At 59.4% G+C, this 15,400-nt stretch carries 14 protein-coding genes; 9 read left to right on the forward strand and 5 right to left on the reverse strand.

The annotated features are described in order from the left end of the window. Window positions 1–2: 2 nt before the first annotated feature. From glyS to glmM, 6 genes are all read left to right on the forward strand, one after another. Window positions 3–2,222, forward strand: a complete 2,220-nt coding sequence (gene glyS, locus ALP8811_RS02155) for a glycine--tRNA ligase subunit beta (protein ID WP_108855552.1) — start codon at window positions 3–5, stop codon at window positions 2,220–2,222. A gap of 105 nt (window positions 2,223–2,327) precedes the next feature. Further along, window positions 2,328–4,886: a pyruvate, phosphate dikinase gene (ppdK, locus tag ALP8811_RS02160; protein WP_245924512.1), complete on the forward strand. Its 2,559-nt coding sequence runs from the start codon at window positions 2,328–2,330 to the stop codon at window positions 4,884–4,886. A 120-nt stretch (window positions 4,887–5,006) separates the two neighbouring features. Next, complete coding sequence (locus tag ALP8811_RS02165; protein WP_108857386.1) at window positions 5,007–5,609, forward strand: cell wall hydrolase; 603 nt, start codon at window positions 5,007–5,009, stop codon at window positions 5,607–5,609. 89 nt (window positions 5,610–5,698) lie between these two features. Then, on the forward strand, window positions 5,699–6,598 hold the full coding sequence (locus ALP8811_RS02170) for a dihydroneopterin aldolase (protein WP_108855553.1): 900 nt from the start codon (window positions 5,699–5,701) through the stop codon (window positions 6,596–6,598). Beyond that, window positions 6,595–7,599: a dihydropteroate synthase gene (gene folP / locus ALP8811_RS02175; RefSeq protein ID WP_108855554.1), complete on the forward strand. Its 1,005-nt coding sequence runs from the start codon at window positions 6,595–6,597 to the stop codon at window positions 7,597–7,599. Before ALP8811_RS02170 ends, folP begins: the two co-directional genes overlap by 4 nt. A gap of 16 nt (window positions 7,600–7,615) precedes the next feature. Further along, window positions 7,616–8,959, forward strand: a complete 1,344-nt coding sequence (glmM, locus tag ALP8811_RS02180) for a phosphoglucosamine mutase (RefSeq protein ID WP_108855555.1) — start codon at window positions 7,616–7,618, stop codon at window positions 8,957–8,959. Window positions 8,960–8,974: 15 nt separating this feature from the next. Here the strand turns inward: glmM and ALP8811_RS16230 are convergent, their stop codons facing one another. From ALP8811_RS16230 to ilvC, 3 genes are all read right to left on the reverse strand, one after another. Next, window positions 8,975–9,511, reverse strand: a complete 537-nt coding sequence (locus tag ALP8811_RS16230) for a hypothetical protein (RefSeq protein WP_146183976.1) — start codon at window positions 9,509–9,511, stop codon at window positions 8,975–8,977. 62 nt (window positions 9,512–9,573) lie between these two features. Next, on the reverse strand, window positions 9,574–10,476 hold the full coding sequence (locus tag ALP8811_RS02190) for a DMT family transporter (RefSeq protein ID WP_108855557.1): 903 nt from the start codon (window positions 10,474–10,476) through the stop codon (window positions 9,574–9,576). A gap of 95 nt (window positions 10,477–10,571) precedes the next feature. Then, window positions 10,572–11,594, reverse strand: a complete 1,023-nt coding sequence (gene ilvC / locus ALP8811_RS02195) for a ketol-acid reductoisomerase (protein ID WP_108855558.1) — start codon at window positions 11,592–11,594, stop codon at window positions 10,572–10,574. Between the two features lie 139 nt (window positions 11,595–11,733). On the opposite strand from ilvC, the gene ALP8811_RS02200 reads away from it, so the two are divergent. From ALP8811_RS02200 to ALP8811_RS02210, 3 genes are read left to right on the forward strand one after another with little or no spacing between them, the layout of a single operon-like run. Further along, window positions 11,734–12,189 (forward strand): Lrp/AsnC family transcriptional regulator, encoded by a 456-nt coding sequence (locus tag ALP8811_RS02200; RefSeq protein ID WP_108855559.1) that lies wholly within the window; start codon window positions 11,734–11,736, stop codon window positions 12,187–12,189. Continuing rightward, the gene (locus ALP8811_RS02205; protein WP_108855560.1) at window positions 12,186–12,641 is read left to right on the forward strand and encodes an Lrp/AsnC family transcriptional regulator; all 456 of its coding nucleotides are present in this window, start codon (window positions 12,186–12,188) and stop codon (window positions 12,639–12,641) included. The genes ALP8811_RS02200 and ALP8811_RS02205 overlap by 4 nt, the downstream gene beginning before the upstream one ends. A 59-nt stretch (window positions 12,642–12,700) precedes the next feature. After that, a complete protein-coding gene (locus ALP8811_RS02210; RefSeq protein WP_108855561.1) occupies window positions 12,701–13,828 on the forward strand; it encodes an aminotransferase class V-fold PLP-dependent enzyme in 1,128 nt (375 codons plus the stop codon). A 57-nt stretch (window positions 13,829–13,885) separates the two neighbouring features. Here the strand turns inward: ALP8811_RS02210 and ALP8811_RS02215 are convergent, their stop codons facing one another. Together ALP8811_RS02215 and ALP8811_RS02220 are read right to left on the reverse strand one after the other, a co-directional pair. Next, window positions 13,886–14,086: a hypothetical protein gene (locus ALP8811_RS02215; RefSeq protein WP_108855562.1), complete on the reverse strand. Its 201-nt coding sequence runs from the start codon at window positions 14,084–14,086 to the stop codon at window positions 13,886–13,888. A gap of 113 nt (window positions 14,087–14,199) precedes the next feature. After that, the gene (locus ALP8811_RS02220; RefSeq protein WP_108855563.1) at window positions 14,200–15,399 is read right to left on the reverse strand and encodes an FAD-dependent monooxygenase; all 1,200 of its coding nucleotides are present in this window, start codon (window positions 15,397–15,399) and stop codon (window positions 14,200–14,202) included. Between the last annotated feature and the right edge of the window lies 1 nt (window position 15,400).

Raw genomic sequence — 15,400 nt, forward strand, 5'->3', positions numbered from 1 at the left:
ATATGCCTGACCTGCTGATTGAACTCTTTTCCGAAGAAATCCCCGCCCGTATGCAGACGCGCGCGGCGGAAGATCTGAAAAAGCTGGTGACTGATGGTCTGGTCGAGGCTGGCCTGACCTATGCGGGGGCTGCCGCGCTGTCGACACCGCGTCGCCTGACATTGGCGGTCGAAGGTCTGCTGGCCCAATCGCCCGATACGCGCGAAGAACGCAAAGGCCCGAAAGTGGGCGCGCCGGACAAGGCCATCGAAGGTTTCCTGCGCGGTGCAGGCGTGACCCGCGACCAGTTGGAAGAACGCGACACGCCCAAAGGTGCGGTCTATTTCGCCACGATTGAAAAACAGGGCCGTCCTGCGGCCGAGATCATCGCCGAGGTTCTTGAGGACGCGATCCGCAACTTCCCGTGGCCCAAGTCGATGCGCTGGGGATCAGGCAGCCTGCGCTGGGTGCGCCCGTTGCACTCGATCCTCTGCATTCTGTCGGACGAAGCAGGCGCCACTGTGGTGCCTCTGGACGTCGACGGCATCGCCTCGGGCGACAGCACCGAAGGCCACCGCTTCATGGCGCCGGGCCGTTTCGCTGTGACCGGATTTGCCGACTACGAAGCCAAGCTGAAAGCCGCTAAAGTGATCCTGTCGCCCGCCGAGCGCGCCGATCACATTTGGGCCGACGCGCAAAGCGCTGCCTTTGCGCAGGGGCTTGAGATCGTGGAAGACAAAGGCCTGCTGGCCGAGGTCGCTGGTCTGGTTGAATGGCCCGTCGTGCTGATGGGTGACATCGCCGAGGACTTCATCCACCTGCCGCCGGAAGTGCTGCAAACCTCGATGAAAGAGCACCAGAAGTTCTTTTCCGTGAAGAATCCGAAAACGGATCGGATCGAGAAGTTTATCACCGTTGCCAACCGCGAAACCGCAGATCATGGCGCGACCATTCTGGCCGGGAACCAGAAGGTGCTGTTTGCCCGTCTGGCAGACGCCAAGTTCTTCTGGGAAAACGACATCCGCGTGGCCGAGGCTGGCGGTCAGCCGTGGCTCGACAGCCTTGCCAACGTGACCTTCCACAACAAGCTGGGCACACAGGCGGATCGGATCGACCGGATTGCCGTACTGGCCCGTGCGTTGGCGCCGTCGGTGAATGCCGACGCGGATCTTGTGGAAAAAGCCGCCCGTTGGGCCAAGGCCGATCTATCGTCAGAGATGGTCTATGAATTCCCCGAGCTTCAGGGCCTCATGGGCAAATACTATGCCGCTCCCGCTGGCTATTCGGCCGAGGTTGCCTTTGCGGCGCTTGAACACTACTCGCCGCTTGGTCCGTCCGATGATGTGCCCTCGGCCCCGGTGTCGGTCGCTGTCGCACTGGCCGACAAGATGGACACGCTGACAGGCTTCTGGGCGATTGACGAAAAACCCACCGGATCGAAAGACCCGTTTGCGCTTCGCCGCGCTGCGCTGGGTGTCATCCGCCTTGTGCTGGACAACAATCTGCGGCTCGAGCTGGACAAGCTGTTTGACGCGCATTTGCTGCGCGTTGAGAACCAACTTGATCCCGCGCTTTCGGAAGAAAACGTTCAGGAACTCTTGAGCGAAATCGCAGACCACGGCGTGTTTGGTGCCGCTTTTGAAACGGTAAAAGAGAGACTTGGCGAACTACCTGCTACCGCGTTTCTTGCTCTTGAAAGCAAAATTCCGGATGCATCCGACGATCTTCTCTCGTTCTTCCACGACCGTCTGAAGGTCTATCTGCGTGACAAGGGCATCCGCCACGACGTGATCGACGCCTGCCTTGCCATGCCGGGCAATGATGACCTGACGCTTCTGGTCAAACGGGCCGAGGCCTTGGCTGCGTTCCTGTCGACCGAGGATGGCGGTAACCTGATCCAAGGTGTGAAACGTGCGTCAAATATCTTGGCGCAGGCCGAAGAAAAAGACGGCGTCGAATACTCCTATGGGGCGGATGTGAAATTTGCTGAAGACGACAGCGAGACGGCGTTGTTTGCCGCTCTTGATGCTGCCGAGGCTGCAATCACACCGGCCATGGAGGGCGAAGATTTCGCTGCCGCGATGAGCGCTATGGCTGCTCTGCGCGCGCCGATCGACGCGTTTTTCGAAGCTGTGCAGATCAACTCGGACAATCAGGTGATCCGGCGCAACCGACTGAACCTGCTGTCGCGCATTCGTACGATCTGCGGCGGCGTGGCAGATTTGTCCCGTATTGAAGGCTAAAGGGGGCGGAAACGCCCCTTATGCCATTCCGGCTTTCCCGAGCATATGTAACCCTTGTGTGACAGAACATCCGCGCTATGGTGACGGGTGAAAGGCGGTGCTGCGGTGCAGAATAATCAGACTTCAGGATTTACGGAGATCACCCCGACCGCAGAGATCGAGACGTCTCTGCATGGCGGGCGGGCCAAGTGTCTGCAACGGTTGATCCGTCTGGATATGCCGGTGCCACGTACGGTGGCTCTTGATTTTGGTTCTGTACACGGTGTCTCGGCCGGGGAATTGCCCGATCTGGACGCGATGTTGGCGCTGTTTGGACCTGATCCGCTGGTGTCCGTGCGTCCGTCCTCGGAAGATCCGGATTGGGGCGGGCCGGGGGCCATTCTGAACATCGGCATGAATGACAAGGTCCATGCGCATCTGGTTAATTCCCACGGGGAAACCGCGGCCAATGCGCTATACCTGCGGTTCATTCAGTCATATGCGGTGCATGTCGGGCGTCTGGACCCGGACGAATTTGACGCCCTGACCACCCCTTCTGCCGACACGCTGCGCGAAGCTTTGGATCTTTATGAGGAAGAGACCGACGAGTATTTTCCGCAAGACCCCAAAGTTCAGTTGGCGGAGATCCTGCGCTCGATGGCGCGGGCTTGGGAAGGCACGACAGCACGGCTTTTGCGTCAAGCCAAGGGGGCACCTGCAGATGCCGGGCTTGGGCTTGTCGTGCAGCAAATGGTTTTGGGTGTCGGGCAGGGGATTTGCGGGTCTGGCGTGATCCAGTTTGTGAACGGCACCACTGGGCACCGTGAAATTCGTGGACGTTACCTGTGCAAAAGTCAGGGGCGTGATGCGCTGGCAGATGCGGAAGATCGCGACGTCATGTATTTGACCAAAGATCCGCGCGGTCGGTCGATCGAAGAAGTCCTGCCGCAGAGTTTCGCAGACCTCGTCCGCTATGGCGAGTTCTGCCGCGCCCGCCTGCGCGAAGAGATGGAGATTGAGTTCACCATCGAGAACGAACAGCTGTTCATTCTGGACGCTGTACGGGTGCCGCGGTCTGAACGGGCCAATGTTCGTATCGCTGTCGGGTTGGCAAAAGATGACATCATAACCCGCTCTGACGCAGTTATGCGCATCCCACCCCGGGCCTTGGCCGAGCTTTTGCACAGTCAGGTTGACCCTGACGGCAAGCGCGATCACTTCGCAAGCGGCATCGCCGCCAGTCCGGGTGCGGCCACGGGTAAGATGGTATTCAACGCTCGTGCGGCGCAGACTTTGGCATCGCAAGGTGAAAACTGTATTCTGGTGCGCCGCGAAACCAGCCCCGAAGATATTCGCGGGATGCATGCCGCCAAAGGTATTCTGACCATTCGTGGAGGGATCACCAGCCACGCAGCGGTAATTGCACGTGGCCTTGGCCTTCCGTGTGTGGTTGGGGCCGGCGACCTGACACTGGACAAGCGAAACGGCAAGCTTCGCTCGGCGGAAGGTAGGGAGCTTCGTGAAGGTGATGTGATCACCATTGATGGCAGTGCTGGCGAGGCCTTGGTTGGCGCCGTCGATATGATGTCGCCGGAACTGGGTGAAAGCTTCCAGACCTTGATGACATGGGCGGATGAGTTTCGTGATATCGGGGTGCGTGCCAACGCTGATACACCGCCGGACGCACGCAACGCACGAATGTTCGCCGCCGAAGGAATCGGCCTGTGCCGGACTGAGCATATGTTCATCGACGATGACCGACTTTTGGCCATGCGCGAGATGATCTTTGCCGATCACACGGATGACCGTCGGGCGGCGCTTGACCGCCTGTTGCCCATGCAGCGCGCCGACTTCACCGAGCTGTTCGAAATCATGCAGGGCCAACCGGTCTGCATCCGTCTGTTCGACCCACCCCTGCACGAGTTCCTGCCCCATGGCCGCGAAGGCCTGCGCGAACTTGCCGAAGCGTTGGACCTGCCTTTGAAGGATGTCGAGCGCCGCGTGGCTGGCCTGCGCGAGTTCAATCCCATGCTTGGGATGCGCGGGGTGCGCCTTGGTGTGACCGTGCCCGAGATCTATGACATGCAGGCCCGAGCCATCTTTGAGGCAACCGTCGAAGCGTCAAAATCCGGCGCGCCTGTCGTGCCCGAGGTGATGATCCCCCTTGTGTCTGCCAAGCGCGAGGTCGAGATCGTGAAGGCTCGTGTTGATGCGGTCGCCGCTGCTGTAAGGATCGAACAGGGTGCTGACTTTACCTATCGCTTGGGTGTGATGGTGGAAACGCCACGTGCTGCCCTGCGCGCAGGTGAAATTGCGCAGCATGCTTCATTTATGTCCTTCGGTACCAATGACTTGACCCAGATGACCTATGGCCTGTCGCGCGATGATGCGGGACGTTTCATGGGCGAATACGTGTCTCAGGGTGTTTATGAAGAAGACCCGTTTCACATGCTGGATGCCGATGGTGTCGGTGAGCTGCTAGAGATCGGCGCGGAAAGAGGGCGGGCCGAGAATGACGACCTGACGCTGTCGATTTGCGGCGAGCATGGCGGTAATCCCGAAAGCATCCGCTTCTGTCGTGACGCAGGCTTTGACTATGTCTCGTGCTCGCCATTCCGGGTGCCGGTGGCACGACTGGCCGCGGCGCATTTGGCGATTACCTCGCCAAAGCCAAGCAAGCCCTGACCGCGCAAGACTGGACGAAATGCGTGCAATCGCATAGGACTCCCGGCGTAGTTGCTAGGGAAATGTTGTTCGATGCGTATCAAGTGGAATTCTCAGTTTCTTGCCGTTTGTGCCGTGGCTATGAGCTCTCTCACACCTGCTTTGGCATCGGATTCGGAACCCGGGTCGAACCCCTTTGGGGCCGCCCTGATGCAAGAGCATTCAGGTCTTGGCGCGATGGGAAGCGAGAAGCTGAGCGCGATCTCGGTGCTTCCGGAAGCCCCCAAACCTGCGCCTGAAGGCTTCGAGCGGTCGGTCGCGTGGTTGTCAGCGCAACCTGTCCCGAAACAGGATGCCGAATGGACCTGTCTGACTGAAGCGCTGTATTTCGAAGCCCGCGGTGAAACTGTGCAAGGCCAATTCGCCGTGGCCGAGGTGATCCTGAACCGCGTCGATCACCCGCGCTTTCCAAACTCGATCTGTGGGGTGATCCATCAGGGAACAGGGAAGAAATACGCCTGCCAGTTCACCTATACGTGTGACGGACGAGAAGAAGTCATTCACGAAAAAGCCATCCATGACCGGTTGGGGCGCATTGCGCGCACAATGATAGATGGCGCGCCACGTGACCTGACGTTTGGGGCCACGCATTACCACACAACAGCCGTAGCGCCGCGCTGGGCCAGCCGGTTCCAGAAAACCGCCTCAATTGGGGTGCACCGCTTCTATCGGATGCCCGGCTAAAGCCGCCTGATCGTTCTGATCCGTCGCTTTGGGCTGGCGTTTCGGGGCGGGTTCGGGGCATGGTCCTGCCAAGTTAAAGGGGACATGCAATGACCGAGGCCAGTCTGGCATTTTCTGATTTGGATGCGCGCGCGCGCGCCATGGCTGGGGACGTCCCTGCAGATCGTATTTCCGTGCGCGATCACGTTGTCGACGTGGAAATTGGTGCTTTTCAGGCCGAACGCGGTGTCACGCAACGTCTGAGCTTCAGCGTTGTGGTCGAGGTTTCTGACCACGGTGGCGCGGAAACAGACGATGTGGATGACATCCTGTCCTATGACACGATCACTGAAGCGATCATGGCCGAACTCGAGGCCGAGCGCCTGAACCTGCTGGAAACCTTGGCCGAGCGCATTGCACAGCGGCTTTTGCTGTCGCCGCAGCCTCAGCGCGTGTTTGTACGGATCGAAAAGCTGGACCGTGGCCCCGGAAAGCTGGGGGTCGAGATTGTCCGCGATCGTGCAAGCGGTGATGCCGATGTCGAGGCGCAAGATGCCCCAGCTCCGATCCTGGCTTTCCTGTCATCGACCGCCTTGACCGCAGAGGCTCTGCCGACTTTTCTTGATCAGTTTGAAGAAGATGGTGTGCCGACTATTTTGGTTGTCGATGCAGATCTGCCTCTGATGCAGGACAGCTGGGCCGCGCGCAATATCGTGCTTCTTCAGGCGGATCAGGCGGCGTGGCAGCTGGCATCCATTGACCCCCGTGTGGTGCCGGTCGGAACTCGGACCGAGCTGGATTGGGGCCTGAAAAATGAACAACTGAGCGTCTGGGCACCGTCCAAGATGGTGCTGGATGCAGTGGATGCGCCGATTTCGATCAACCTTGTGGATCTGACACTTTGGTTCGCGCAGCAGGTGCAGGCCTGCCAGATTCTGTGGGTGGGTTGCGACGCACCCGACACGCCGGGCATCTCTTCGCATTCTGTCATGTTGGAGGACCTGTCATGAGCCACCGCATGCAACCCATCGCCCGCTCCGGCCGTCCGTTTTCCGGGCAATCTTTGTGCGGCAGCGAAAGTCTGTGGTTCGATCAAGCGCTGCAGCGTCAGCGCGGCGCCGAGGTGCAGACGGTTGATCTGGCCGATCTGGATGACGCTGCGGTTCAACGCCTTAGCGCCCCTCGCCCGACGCTCTGCGGTCTGACGCAGGATCAGCCACGTTTGATGGGCATTTTGAACGTGACGCCCGACAGTTTCTCGGATGGAGGGGAGCTGGATACGATTGAGGCCGCAGTTACCCGCGCGCGTCAGATGGCGGGGGACACCGACATTCTGGACATCGGCGGGGAAAGCACCCGGCCCGGTGCGGAAGAAGTCGATATTCAGGAAGAAATTCAGCGCACCGCACCCGTGATCGAAGCGATCCGTGCAGCGGGTGTTACCACGCCAATCTCGATCGACACGCGCAAAGCCCGCGTGGCCGAGGCCGCGTTGAATGCGGGTGCGGATATCGTGAACGACGTGTCGGCCTTTACCTTCGATCCGGAACTTGCGGATCTTGTGGCCGAACGCGACGTCCCCGTCTGCCTGATGCATTCTCAGGGGCGTCCCGAGGATATGCAGAACGACCCGCGCTATGACGATGTGCTGTTCGACGTGATGGATTATCTGGAGGAACGGATCAGCTTTGCGGAGGGCAAGGGCATCAAGCGTGAGCGGATTATTACCGATCCCGGCATCGGGTTTGGTAAGACTCTGGAACACAATGTGACTTTGCTGCGTAACCTGTCGCTGTTACATGATCTGGGTCTTCCGGTACTGCTGGGCGTCTCGCGCAAGCGTTTCATCGGCACCATTGGGCAGGCAGAAGTGGCCCGCGATAGGGTTGCCGGATCCGTAGCCGTTGCGATGCATGGCATTGCGCAGGGCATGCAGATCTTGCGGGTCCATGATACATTTGAAACACGGCAGGCTTTGCGCCTTCACGCAGCCATGACCGAAAAAAAGTAAGAACAAGGGCAGCAGAATGGTCGAAAAACTCTTCGGAACCGACGGAGTGCGTGGGCTGGCAAATTCCTGGCCCATGACAGCAGAGATGGCATTGAAACTGGGGGCCGCTGCGGGTCGCCACTTCCGCCGTGATCACTCCAACGGGCACCGGGTGGTGATCGGCAAGGACACGCGGCTGTCAGGCTATATGCTGGAAAACGCGCTGACGGCGGGGTTGACCTCGACCGGGATGAACGTGCTGCTGCTGGGTCCGGTGCCAACGCCTGCCGTTGGGCGCGCGACCCATTCGATGCGGGCGGACTTGGGGATCATGATCTCGGCCTCGCACAACCCTTTCCACGACAACGGGATTAAGTTTTTCGGCCCCGACGGCTTCAAACTGTCGGACGAAGACGAAGCTGAAATCGAACGCATGGTGCACGAGGGCGTCGATCCGGTGCAGCCTCAAAACATCGGCCGCGCCAAACGGATCGAGGAAGCCCGCCAGCGCTATACCGAATATCTGAAAACCACCTTCCCGCAGCATAAGCGTCTGAACGGGATTAAGGTTGTGATCGACTGCGCCAACGGGGCGGCCTATCGCGCAGCGCCTGACGCGCTGTGGGAGCTTGGGGCCGAGATCATCCCTGTGGGGGTCTCGCCAGATGGCACCAACATCAACAAAGGCTGCGGGTCGACCGACACCGCGTTGGCTGCGCGCACCGTGGTGGAAAACGGCGCGGATCTGGGCATTTGTCTGGATGGTGACGCGGATCGCATCATGATCATCGACGAGAAAGGCCAAGTGGCTGACGGAGATCAGCTTATGGCGCTGTTCGCCACGCACTGGGCGTCTGAAGGACGCTTGAGCGGTGGTAAACTGGTTGCGACAGTGATGTCGAACCTCGGATTGGAACGTCATTTGGCGGCACAGGGGTTGGAGCTTCTGCGCACTAAAGTGGGCGACCGCCATGTGGTCGAGGCGATGCGCGCAGGTGGTTATAATCTGGGCGGCGAACAGTCTGGCCATATCGTGATGACGGACTACGCGACCACGGGTGATGGCCTGTTGGCTGGCTTGCAGTTCCTTGCCTGTATGCTGGAAACCGGCAAGCCCGCGTCCGAGCTGTGTCAGGTCTTCGACGCCGTTCCTCAGCTTCTGAAAAACGTTCGCTACACCTTGGGCCAGACTCCGCTTGAAGCTGATAGCGTCAGGGCTGCAATTGCAGATGCCGAAGTTCGGCTGAACGGCAAAGGTCGGCTTTTGATCCGTAAATCCGGCACGGAACCTCTGATCCGCGTGATGGCGGAATGCGAGGATGACGCCCTGTTGGTTCAGGTCGTGGATGGCATCGTGTCCGAGGTCGATGCGGTGATCTAGACCAGCCGCAGGTGATCAGGGTTCTTGGACCAGGGTTGGGCGCAGGAACACAATCAGTTCGGCCTGCGTGGCATAGGCGCGACCCACTCTTGTTTTAAATAATGCGCCAAGCGAAGGCACCTTGCTAAGCGCTATCCGGCGTGCACGCTGCTTGATCTGCCATTCAATATCTCCGTGGGTCACGGCGCATTTTGACGGCATCGGTGTCGTCGATACAGGGCGCATTGCCAGAAGATTTCCATACAGGAAAACATCCGCCCAGGGTTTCGCCCCAGCTAGTCGATCAGGCAGCAATGTCCTGAGACCGCTTATGGCAAGGGTCCCCAGTAGAAGTGACTGAACGGGATACTGGCGGAAACTCCGCTTTAAATTCCAGCCCAACGGACCGGTGGTGGCCATAACAAACAGGGCAATCGGAAGTATCCGGCTGCTGTTGTGAATGAACCGAATACGGGCTTCTGAGATGCGTCGTTCGCGTTCGCTGGCAAGCAGCAGATTTGGAGTGCAAATAGCGGCAGCGCTTGCATGTGCAATAAGAGATCTTCGTTTCATAACTATCCTCCCCTCGGAGGATCATACCACAAGGCCGTTCTTTCCTGAAATTTCAGGGCACGTCAGTCGCCTAGCAGCATACGACGCAGACTGAACCACTGGCTGATGGCCAGCCCGGTCAAGATCAGCGCGAGCGCCGCGAAGAAGCGCAGGGGCAGGGCCTCGGACAGGATCCATGCCCCGAAGACCATCGACCATGCGGGCACTTGGTAGTTCACCAGTGTCATGAAGACCGATCCCGCGCTAAGGATAATGGCGACCCGCAGCAATGTTGCCAGCGCCGTGGGCAACAGTCCCAAAGCGACGATGGCCAGGCCGGAACGGGTACTCTCCCATTCGGGCCAACCTTCGGTCGCAAGCATAATGGGGAACAGGATCACCGACCCGACAACAAGGGTCAGCGCTGCCAGAACCACCGGATCAATCGGTGGGCAGCGGCGGGTCAGGATCGACGCTACGGAATAGCAAAACGCGGCTCCGATACAGGCCAGTTGTGCCAAGGGTTCGGTGCCTTGTCCAAGCTGGGCCAGCCCCGGTCCAATCAGAACCAGCGCGCCGCAGAACCCCAACGTGACCCCGATAAATTTGCGCAGGTTCAATGGCTCGTCCGAGAAGAAATGCGCCAAGGGCAGCACCATCAAGGGGATTGCGGCCATTGATAGTCCAGCGAAAGCCGATGGTACGTATTGCTGCCCCCAGCTGAGCAGCATGAAAGGCAACGCGGTGGACAGTATGCCGATGATCGAGATCGACCACCACAACGCGCCATTCCATCCGGGCAGGCGACGTCCTGTCGCCAGAACCAATCCCAACAGCGCAACCGCCCCAAGCGTGGTGCGCGCCGTGGCGACGGTGACGGGGCCATAGCCTTCCAGCGCGATGGCCACGACCATGAAGGTACCGCCCCAGATCAGGCCTAGGGCTATAACGCCCGCCCAGTCACGAGTTGTGGGGTTGTCGGTCATGGAGCCTCGCAATGAAAAAGGGCGCCCGGTATCGGACGCCCCACTTGACCTTTGGTTGCGATGAAAATCAACCCATCGCGTGACCGGTAAAAGTCTTAGTTCTTTTCTTGGTCAACCAGCTTACCAGCCGAGATCCAAGGCATCATGTCGCGCAGTTTCTTACCGACAACCTCGATCTGGTGCTCGTCGTTGTGACGACGCGACGCTTTGATGGTCGGCTGACCAACGGCGTTCTCCAGCATGAAGTCACGCACGAATTTACCGGTCTGGATGTCTTCCAGCGATTCCTTCATGGCCTTCTTGGTGGCCTCATAAGGCAGGATGCGCGGGCCGGTGACGTACTGGCCGTATTCTGCAGTGTTCGAGATCGAGTAGTCCATGTTGGCGATGCCGCCTTCATAGATCAGGTCAACGATCAGCTTGGTCTCGTGCAGACACTCGAAGTAAGCCATTTCGGGCGCGTAGCCGGCTTCAACCAGAGTCTCAAAACCGCAACGGATCAGTTCAACGATACCGCCGCACAGAACAGCTTGCTCGCCGAACAGGTCGGTTTCGCACTCTTCGCGGAAGTTGGTTTCGATAACGCCCGAACGACCGCCACCGATGGCCGAACAGTACGACAGGCCGATTTCCAGCGCTTTGCCGGTTGCGTCGGTGTCAACGGCTACCAGGCAGGGAACGCCGCCGCCTTTGACGTATTCGCCGCGTACGGTGTGACCCGGACCTTTGGGGGCCATCATGATCACGTCAACGCCTTCTTTCGGCTCGATCAGGCCGAAGTGAACGTTCAGGCCGTGAGCGAATGCAATTGCTGCGCCCGGCTTGATGTTGTCGTGAACGTATTTCTTGTAGGTCTCAGCCTGCAGTTCGTCGGGCATGGTGAACATGATGACGTCGCACCAAGCAGCTGCTTCGGCGATGCCCATGACTTCCAGACCTTCAGCTTGTGCCTTCTTGGCCGATGCCGAGCCTTCGCGCAGGGCAACAACAAGGTTCTTGGCACCCGAGTCGCGCAGGTTCAGCGCGTGGGCGTGGCCTTGCGAGCCGTAGCCCAGGATGGCAACTTTTTTGTCTTTGATCAGGTTAATGTCGCAATCGCGATCGTAGTAAACGCGCATATCGGGTGCTCCGTTGCATGGGTTATTCTCTGAGGTCGCATCATAGGCATGGATGTGCGGCATTCGAGATGAATAACCGGTAGTATGCGGATGAAATTGGCGCTAACTATTCGCCAAATGATATGATAATAGAAAAATCATGTTAGACGATCTCGATAGACGCATTCTTAGGCAGATGCAGGCGGATCCGGGCTTGGCCGGGGCTGAACTGGCAGACCGGGTGGGTCTGTCTGCAGCGCGCCTATCGCGCCGGATTGAGCGCCTGCGCGATCAGAAGATCCTGCGAGGTCCGCGCGCGGTGATCAATTGGCGTGCCTTAGGGTACGAGGTCGAGGTCAGCCTGCGCGTGACGCTCGACAAGACACAGCCCCGCGCCTTTGATGATTTCATCGAGGCCGCTCGCGCGATTCGGGAAGTAATCGAGATCCAGACATTCGTCGGTCGTGTGGACGTACGCCTGTCCGTCATCGCGCGGGACATGCCGCATTATCAGGGCATCTATCGTGACCAGATCCTGTCATTGCCCCATATCGCGGATATCGAAGCGTTGATGCATGTGGCGCGGATCAAGTCGGATGAAAGCCTGCCGCTATGACAGAGTTTGACGAGATCGATCTGGCCCTGCTGCGCCTGCTGGCCGAGGATGCCACCCAATCCGCTGGCGCCTTGGGACGCGAGGTCGGGTTAAGCCAGCCCGCTGCATGGCGCCGCATCAAGCGCCTGACGGATCACGGGGTGATTGCAGGACGGCGGCTGGATTTGGATCGCGAGGCTCTGGGCTTCGGTGTGACCGTGTTTCTGGGTGTAAAACTCGCCACAAAGGGCCGCATCAGCTTGGATGACTTCGAGCGCGCTGTGTCTGCCATTCCCGAAGTGCAAACGGTCGAACATGTGCTGGGACTGTATGACTACCGCTTACGCGTGGTCGCCCGCGACATTTCAGATTTCGAACGTGTTCTGCGACGCCGGATCATGACCATGCCCGGAGTAGGTGACGTGGAGGCCAACGTGCTGTTGTCTGAAGAACGTCGACCTGGGCCGATTTGACCTCTTCCCTGTTGGTGCAATCTGGGTCACGCTGATCCGGCACAGCGAAGGAGATCCTAATGTCCGCACTTCTGCCCGATATCGACCCCGATGGAATGCTTGAATTCTCGGTCGTGTTTACCGACCGGTCCTTGAACCACATGTCCAAAGCCTTTCAGGGTGTGATGACGGACATCTCAGCCACGTTGAAAGAAGTCTACAACGCTGACGCCGTGGCCCTTGTTCCCGGTGGTGGCACCTATGGGATGGAGGCCGTCGCGCGTCAGTTCGCGACTGGTAAGCGTGTGATGGTCATCCGAAACGGGTTCTTCTCGTTCCGCTGGAGCCAGATTTTCGAGATGGGCGCGATCCCGTCGGCTGAAACCGTGATGAAGGCGCGTCGTGTGGGCAATGCACCGGATGCACCATTTGTACCTGCCCCGATCGACGAAGTTGTGGCGAAAATCCGGGACGAAAAGCCAGATGTCGTGTTCGCCCCGCATGTGGAAACCGCGTCGGGCATGATCCTGCCGGATGACTATCTTAGTGCCGTAGCCGACGCCGTGCATGGCGTGGGCGGGATCTTCGTCTTGGACTGCATCGCCTCGGGCTGTGCTTGGGTCGACATGAAGGCGACTGGCGTGGATGTGCTGATCTCGGCCCCGCAAAAGGGGTGGTCGGCGCAACCGTCTGCCGGGATCGTCATGATGAACGACACCGCGCGGGATATGGCGAAAGCTGCGACTTCGACCTCGTTCGCGGTGGATCTGGGTAAGTGGCTGTCGATCATGGAGGCCTATGAAGGCGGCGGGCATGCCTATCACGCGACAATGCCCACCGATGCGCTGCGCGCCTTCCGCGATACCATGCTGGAAACCAAGGAATACGGGTTCGAAAAGCTGCGTGATGCCCAGTGGGAGCAAGGCCGCCGCGTACGCGCCTTGTTGGCCGAGAACGGCATCAAATCTGTGGCCGCCGAAGGGTTCGAGGCACCCGGAGTGGTCGTATCTTATACCGCAGATCCCGACATCAAGGCGGGCAAGGCCTTCGCAGCCGAGGGTGTGCAGATCGCGGCGGGCGTGCCCCTGATGGTCGATGAGGGCGACGACTATTCGTCTTTCCGCTTGGGCCTTTTCGGGCTCGATAAGCTTTACGATGTCGATGCCAGCGTGGCCCGGCTTGAGGATGCGCTGAAGAAAGTTCTTTAAAATCAGAACGGCGCGCATGATTTGCGCGCCGTTTTTTGTTCGCCAAGACTGACGTGATTACCCTTTTCCGCCTGCCATGGTGAGCAGCAAAAGATAGATCACGGGGACGGTCGACAGGGCGACAAGCCCCACGCCCATCACGCCTTTCAGAAGAAAGCCAGCCACAAGGGCCGCAATAACTGCGCCGATGATCATGAAGGCGATCTTTTCCGCGCGGGCGTCTTTGGCTTGCTGTTCCGGGGTTACTTCGGTTGCCATGATGATGTCTCCTGTTCACGTTGCGGGACGGGTATCCTGCATGTGTTCAGGAAGCGGAATGCGACATTCGTGTCATGTGGCGCCATGCCGCAGTGCAGCATTCGAGCATCAGATCAACTGGGGCCAAGTCCGGCACGCATCACGCGCTTGCGCATGGGGGCCACGTCATGCACCGCTTTCAGGCCCAGAAGACGTACGGTTTGCATCACGCCATCCCCTGACCGTGTGACGCGGTTGAACAGGTCGATGGCACGGGCGCGGCGCGCGATGTCAGGCGCGCGGGCGGCGTCATAGGCTTTCATCATCGCTGGATCGCCAAGGGCGCTTGGGTTGGCTTCCGCCAGTTCAAGCAAGGCGATCACATCGTTCAGTGAAGTGTTCAGCCCTTGCGCCCCGATCGGGGGCAGGGCGTGGGCGGCCTCGGCCACGACGGCCACACGGCCCGAGACCAGTTGATCCGCCGTCTGCGTGATGATCGGCCAGACCGAGCGGTTGCCTTCAAGGTGCATCCGTCCCAGCAGCCCGGTCGAGCGCTGGAACATCACATCTTCGAATTCCGGCACGTCCATGTTCATCAGCTCAACCGCGCGCGGGCCTTGGTTCATCCACACAATGGCCGATGCATGTTTGCCATCCATGTCGGGCAGGGGCACGATGGTGAACGGCCCACCCTCGTTATAGACCTCGGTCGAGATGTTGCCGTGCGGCAGGTCATGCGTGACCGTGAAGGCCAGCGATTTCTGCCCATAGCGGGTGGTCGAGACGGTGATGCCCGCAGCCTCGCGCAGGGGCGAGAATTTGCCATCCGCCGCGATCCCCATCCGGGCGCGGACGCGGTCGCAATTTGACAGTGTGACGATGATTTCGCCCGTGCGCTGTACGATCGAGCGAAAGCCCGTGCCGTAAAGCGGCGTGATCAGCGGCTGCTCCTGAAGATAGGTCCAGATTTCGCGCCGGACGACCCAGTTCATCAGGTTCCAGCCAAAGGGCTCGTCGCCCATATCGTCCGAGCGGAACACGCGACGATCACGCACTTCGGGCGGCCAACCGGTTGTGTCGATCACCGCAAGCTGGTCCAACGGTTTCGCATGGTTCTTCAGATGCGGCCACAAGCCAATACGATCAAACAGCTGCCGTGCTGGGCGCAGAAAGGCGGTGGAGCGCAGGTCGGATTTCTCTTCATCTGCGGTGGTCACCGGCACGAAGGGATCGGCCATGACCACGCTGAACCCGGCAGCGGCGAAAGCTGCCGCGGACACCTGACCGGCGATCCCGCCACCCGAGATGAAAATGTCAGCACGATGTTCGGTCATG

Source organism: Aliiroseovarius pelagivivens, assembly GCF_900302485.1.
GTDB lineage: Bacteria > Pseudomonadota > Alphaproteobacteria > Rhodobacterales > Rhodobacteraceae > Aliiroseovarius > Aliiroseovarius pelagivivens.

What these genes read in the sequence shown, in the direction of transcription:
- glmM (WP_108855555.1), top strand. Translation starts at nt 7,616, where the DNA reads ATGGTCGAAAAACTCTTCGGAACCGACGGAGTGCGTGGGCTGGCAAAT.
- ALP8811_RS02205 (WP_108855560.1), top strand. Translation starts at nt 12,186, where the DNA reads ATGACAGAGTTTGACGAGATCGATCTGGCCCTGCTGCGCCTGCTGGCC.
- ilvC (WP_108855558.1), bottom strand. Translation starts at nt 11,594, where the DNA reads ATGCGCGTTTACTACGATCGCGATTGCGACATTAACCTGATCAAAGAC.
- ALP8811_RS02190 (WP_108855557.1), bottom strand. Translation starts at nt 10,476, where the DNA reads ATGACCGACAACCCCACAACTCGTGACTGGGCGGGCGTTATAGCCCTA.
- ALP8811_RS16230 (WP_146183976.1), bottom strand. Translation starts at nt 9,511, where the DNA reads ATGAAACGAAGATCTCTTATTGCACATGCAAGCGCTGCCGCTATTTGC.
- folP (WP_108855554.1), top strand. Translation starts at nt 6,595, where the DNA reads ATGAGCCACCGCATGCAACCCATCGCCCGCTCCGGCCGTCCGTTTTCC.
- glyS (WP_108855552.1), top strand. Translation starts at nt 3, where the DNA reads ATGCCTGACCTGCTGATTGAACTCTTTTCCGAAGAAATCCCCGCCCGT.
- ALP8811_RS02220 (WP_108855563.1), bottom strand. Translation starts at nt 15,399, where the DNA reads ATGACCGAACATCGTGCTGACATTTTCATCTCGGGTGGCGGGATCGCC.
- ALP8811_RS02210 (WP_108855561.1), top strand. Translation starts at nt 12,701, where the DNA reads ATGTCCGCACTTCTGCCCGATATCGACCCCGATGGAATGCTTGAATTC.
- ALP8811_RS02200 (WP_108855559.1), top strand. Translation starts at nt 11,734, where the DNA reads ATGTTAGACGATCTCGATAGACGCATTCTTAGGCAGATGCAGGCGGAT.
- ALP8811_RS02165 (WP_108857386.1), top strand. Translation starts at nt 5,007, where the DNA reads ATGAGCTCTCTCACACCTGCTTTGGCATCGGATTCGGAACCCGGGTCG.
- ALP8811_RS02215 (WP_108855562.1), bottom strand. Translation starts at nt 14,086, where the DNA reads ATGGCAACCGAAGTAACCCCGGAACAGCAAGCCAAAGACGCCCGCGCG.
- ALP8811_RS02170 (WP_108855553.1), top strand. Translation starts at nt 5,699, where the DNA reads ATGACCGAGGCCAGTCTGGCATTTTCTGATTTGGATGCGCGCGCGCGC.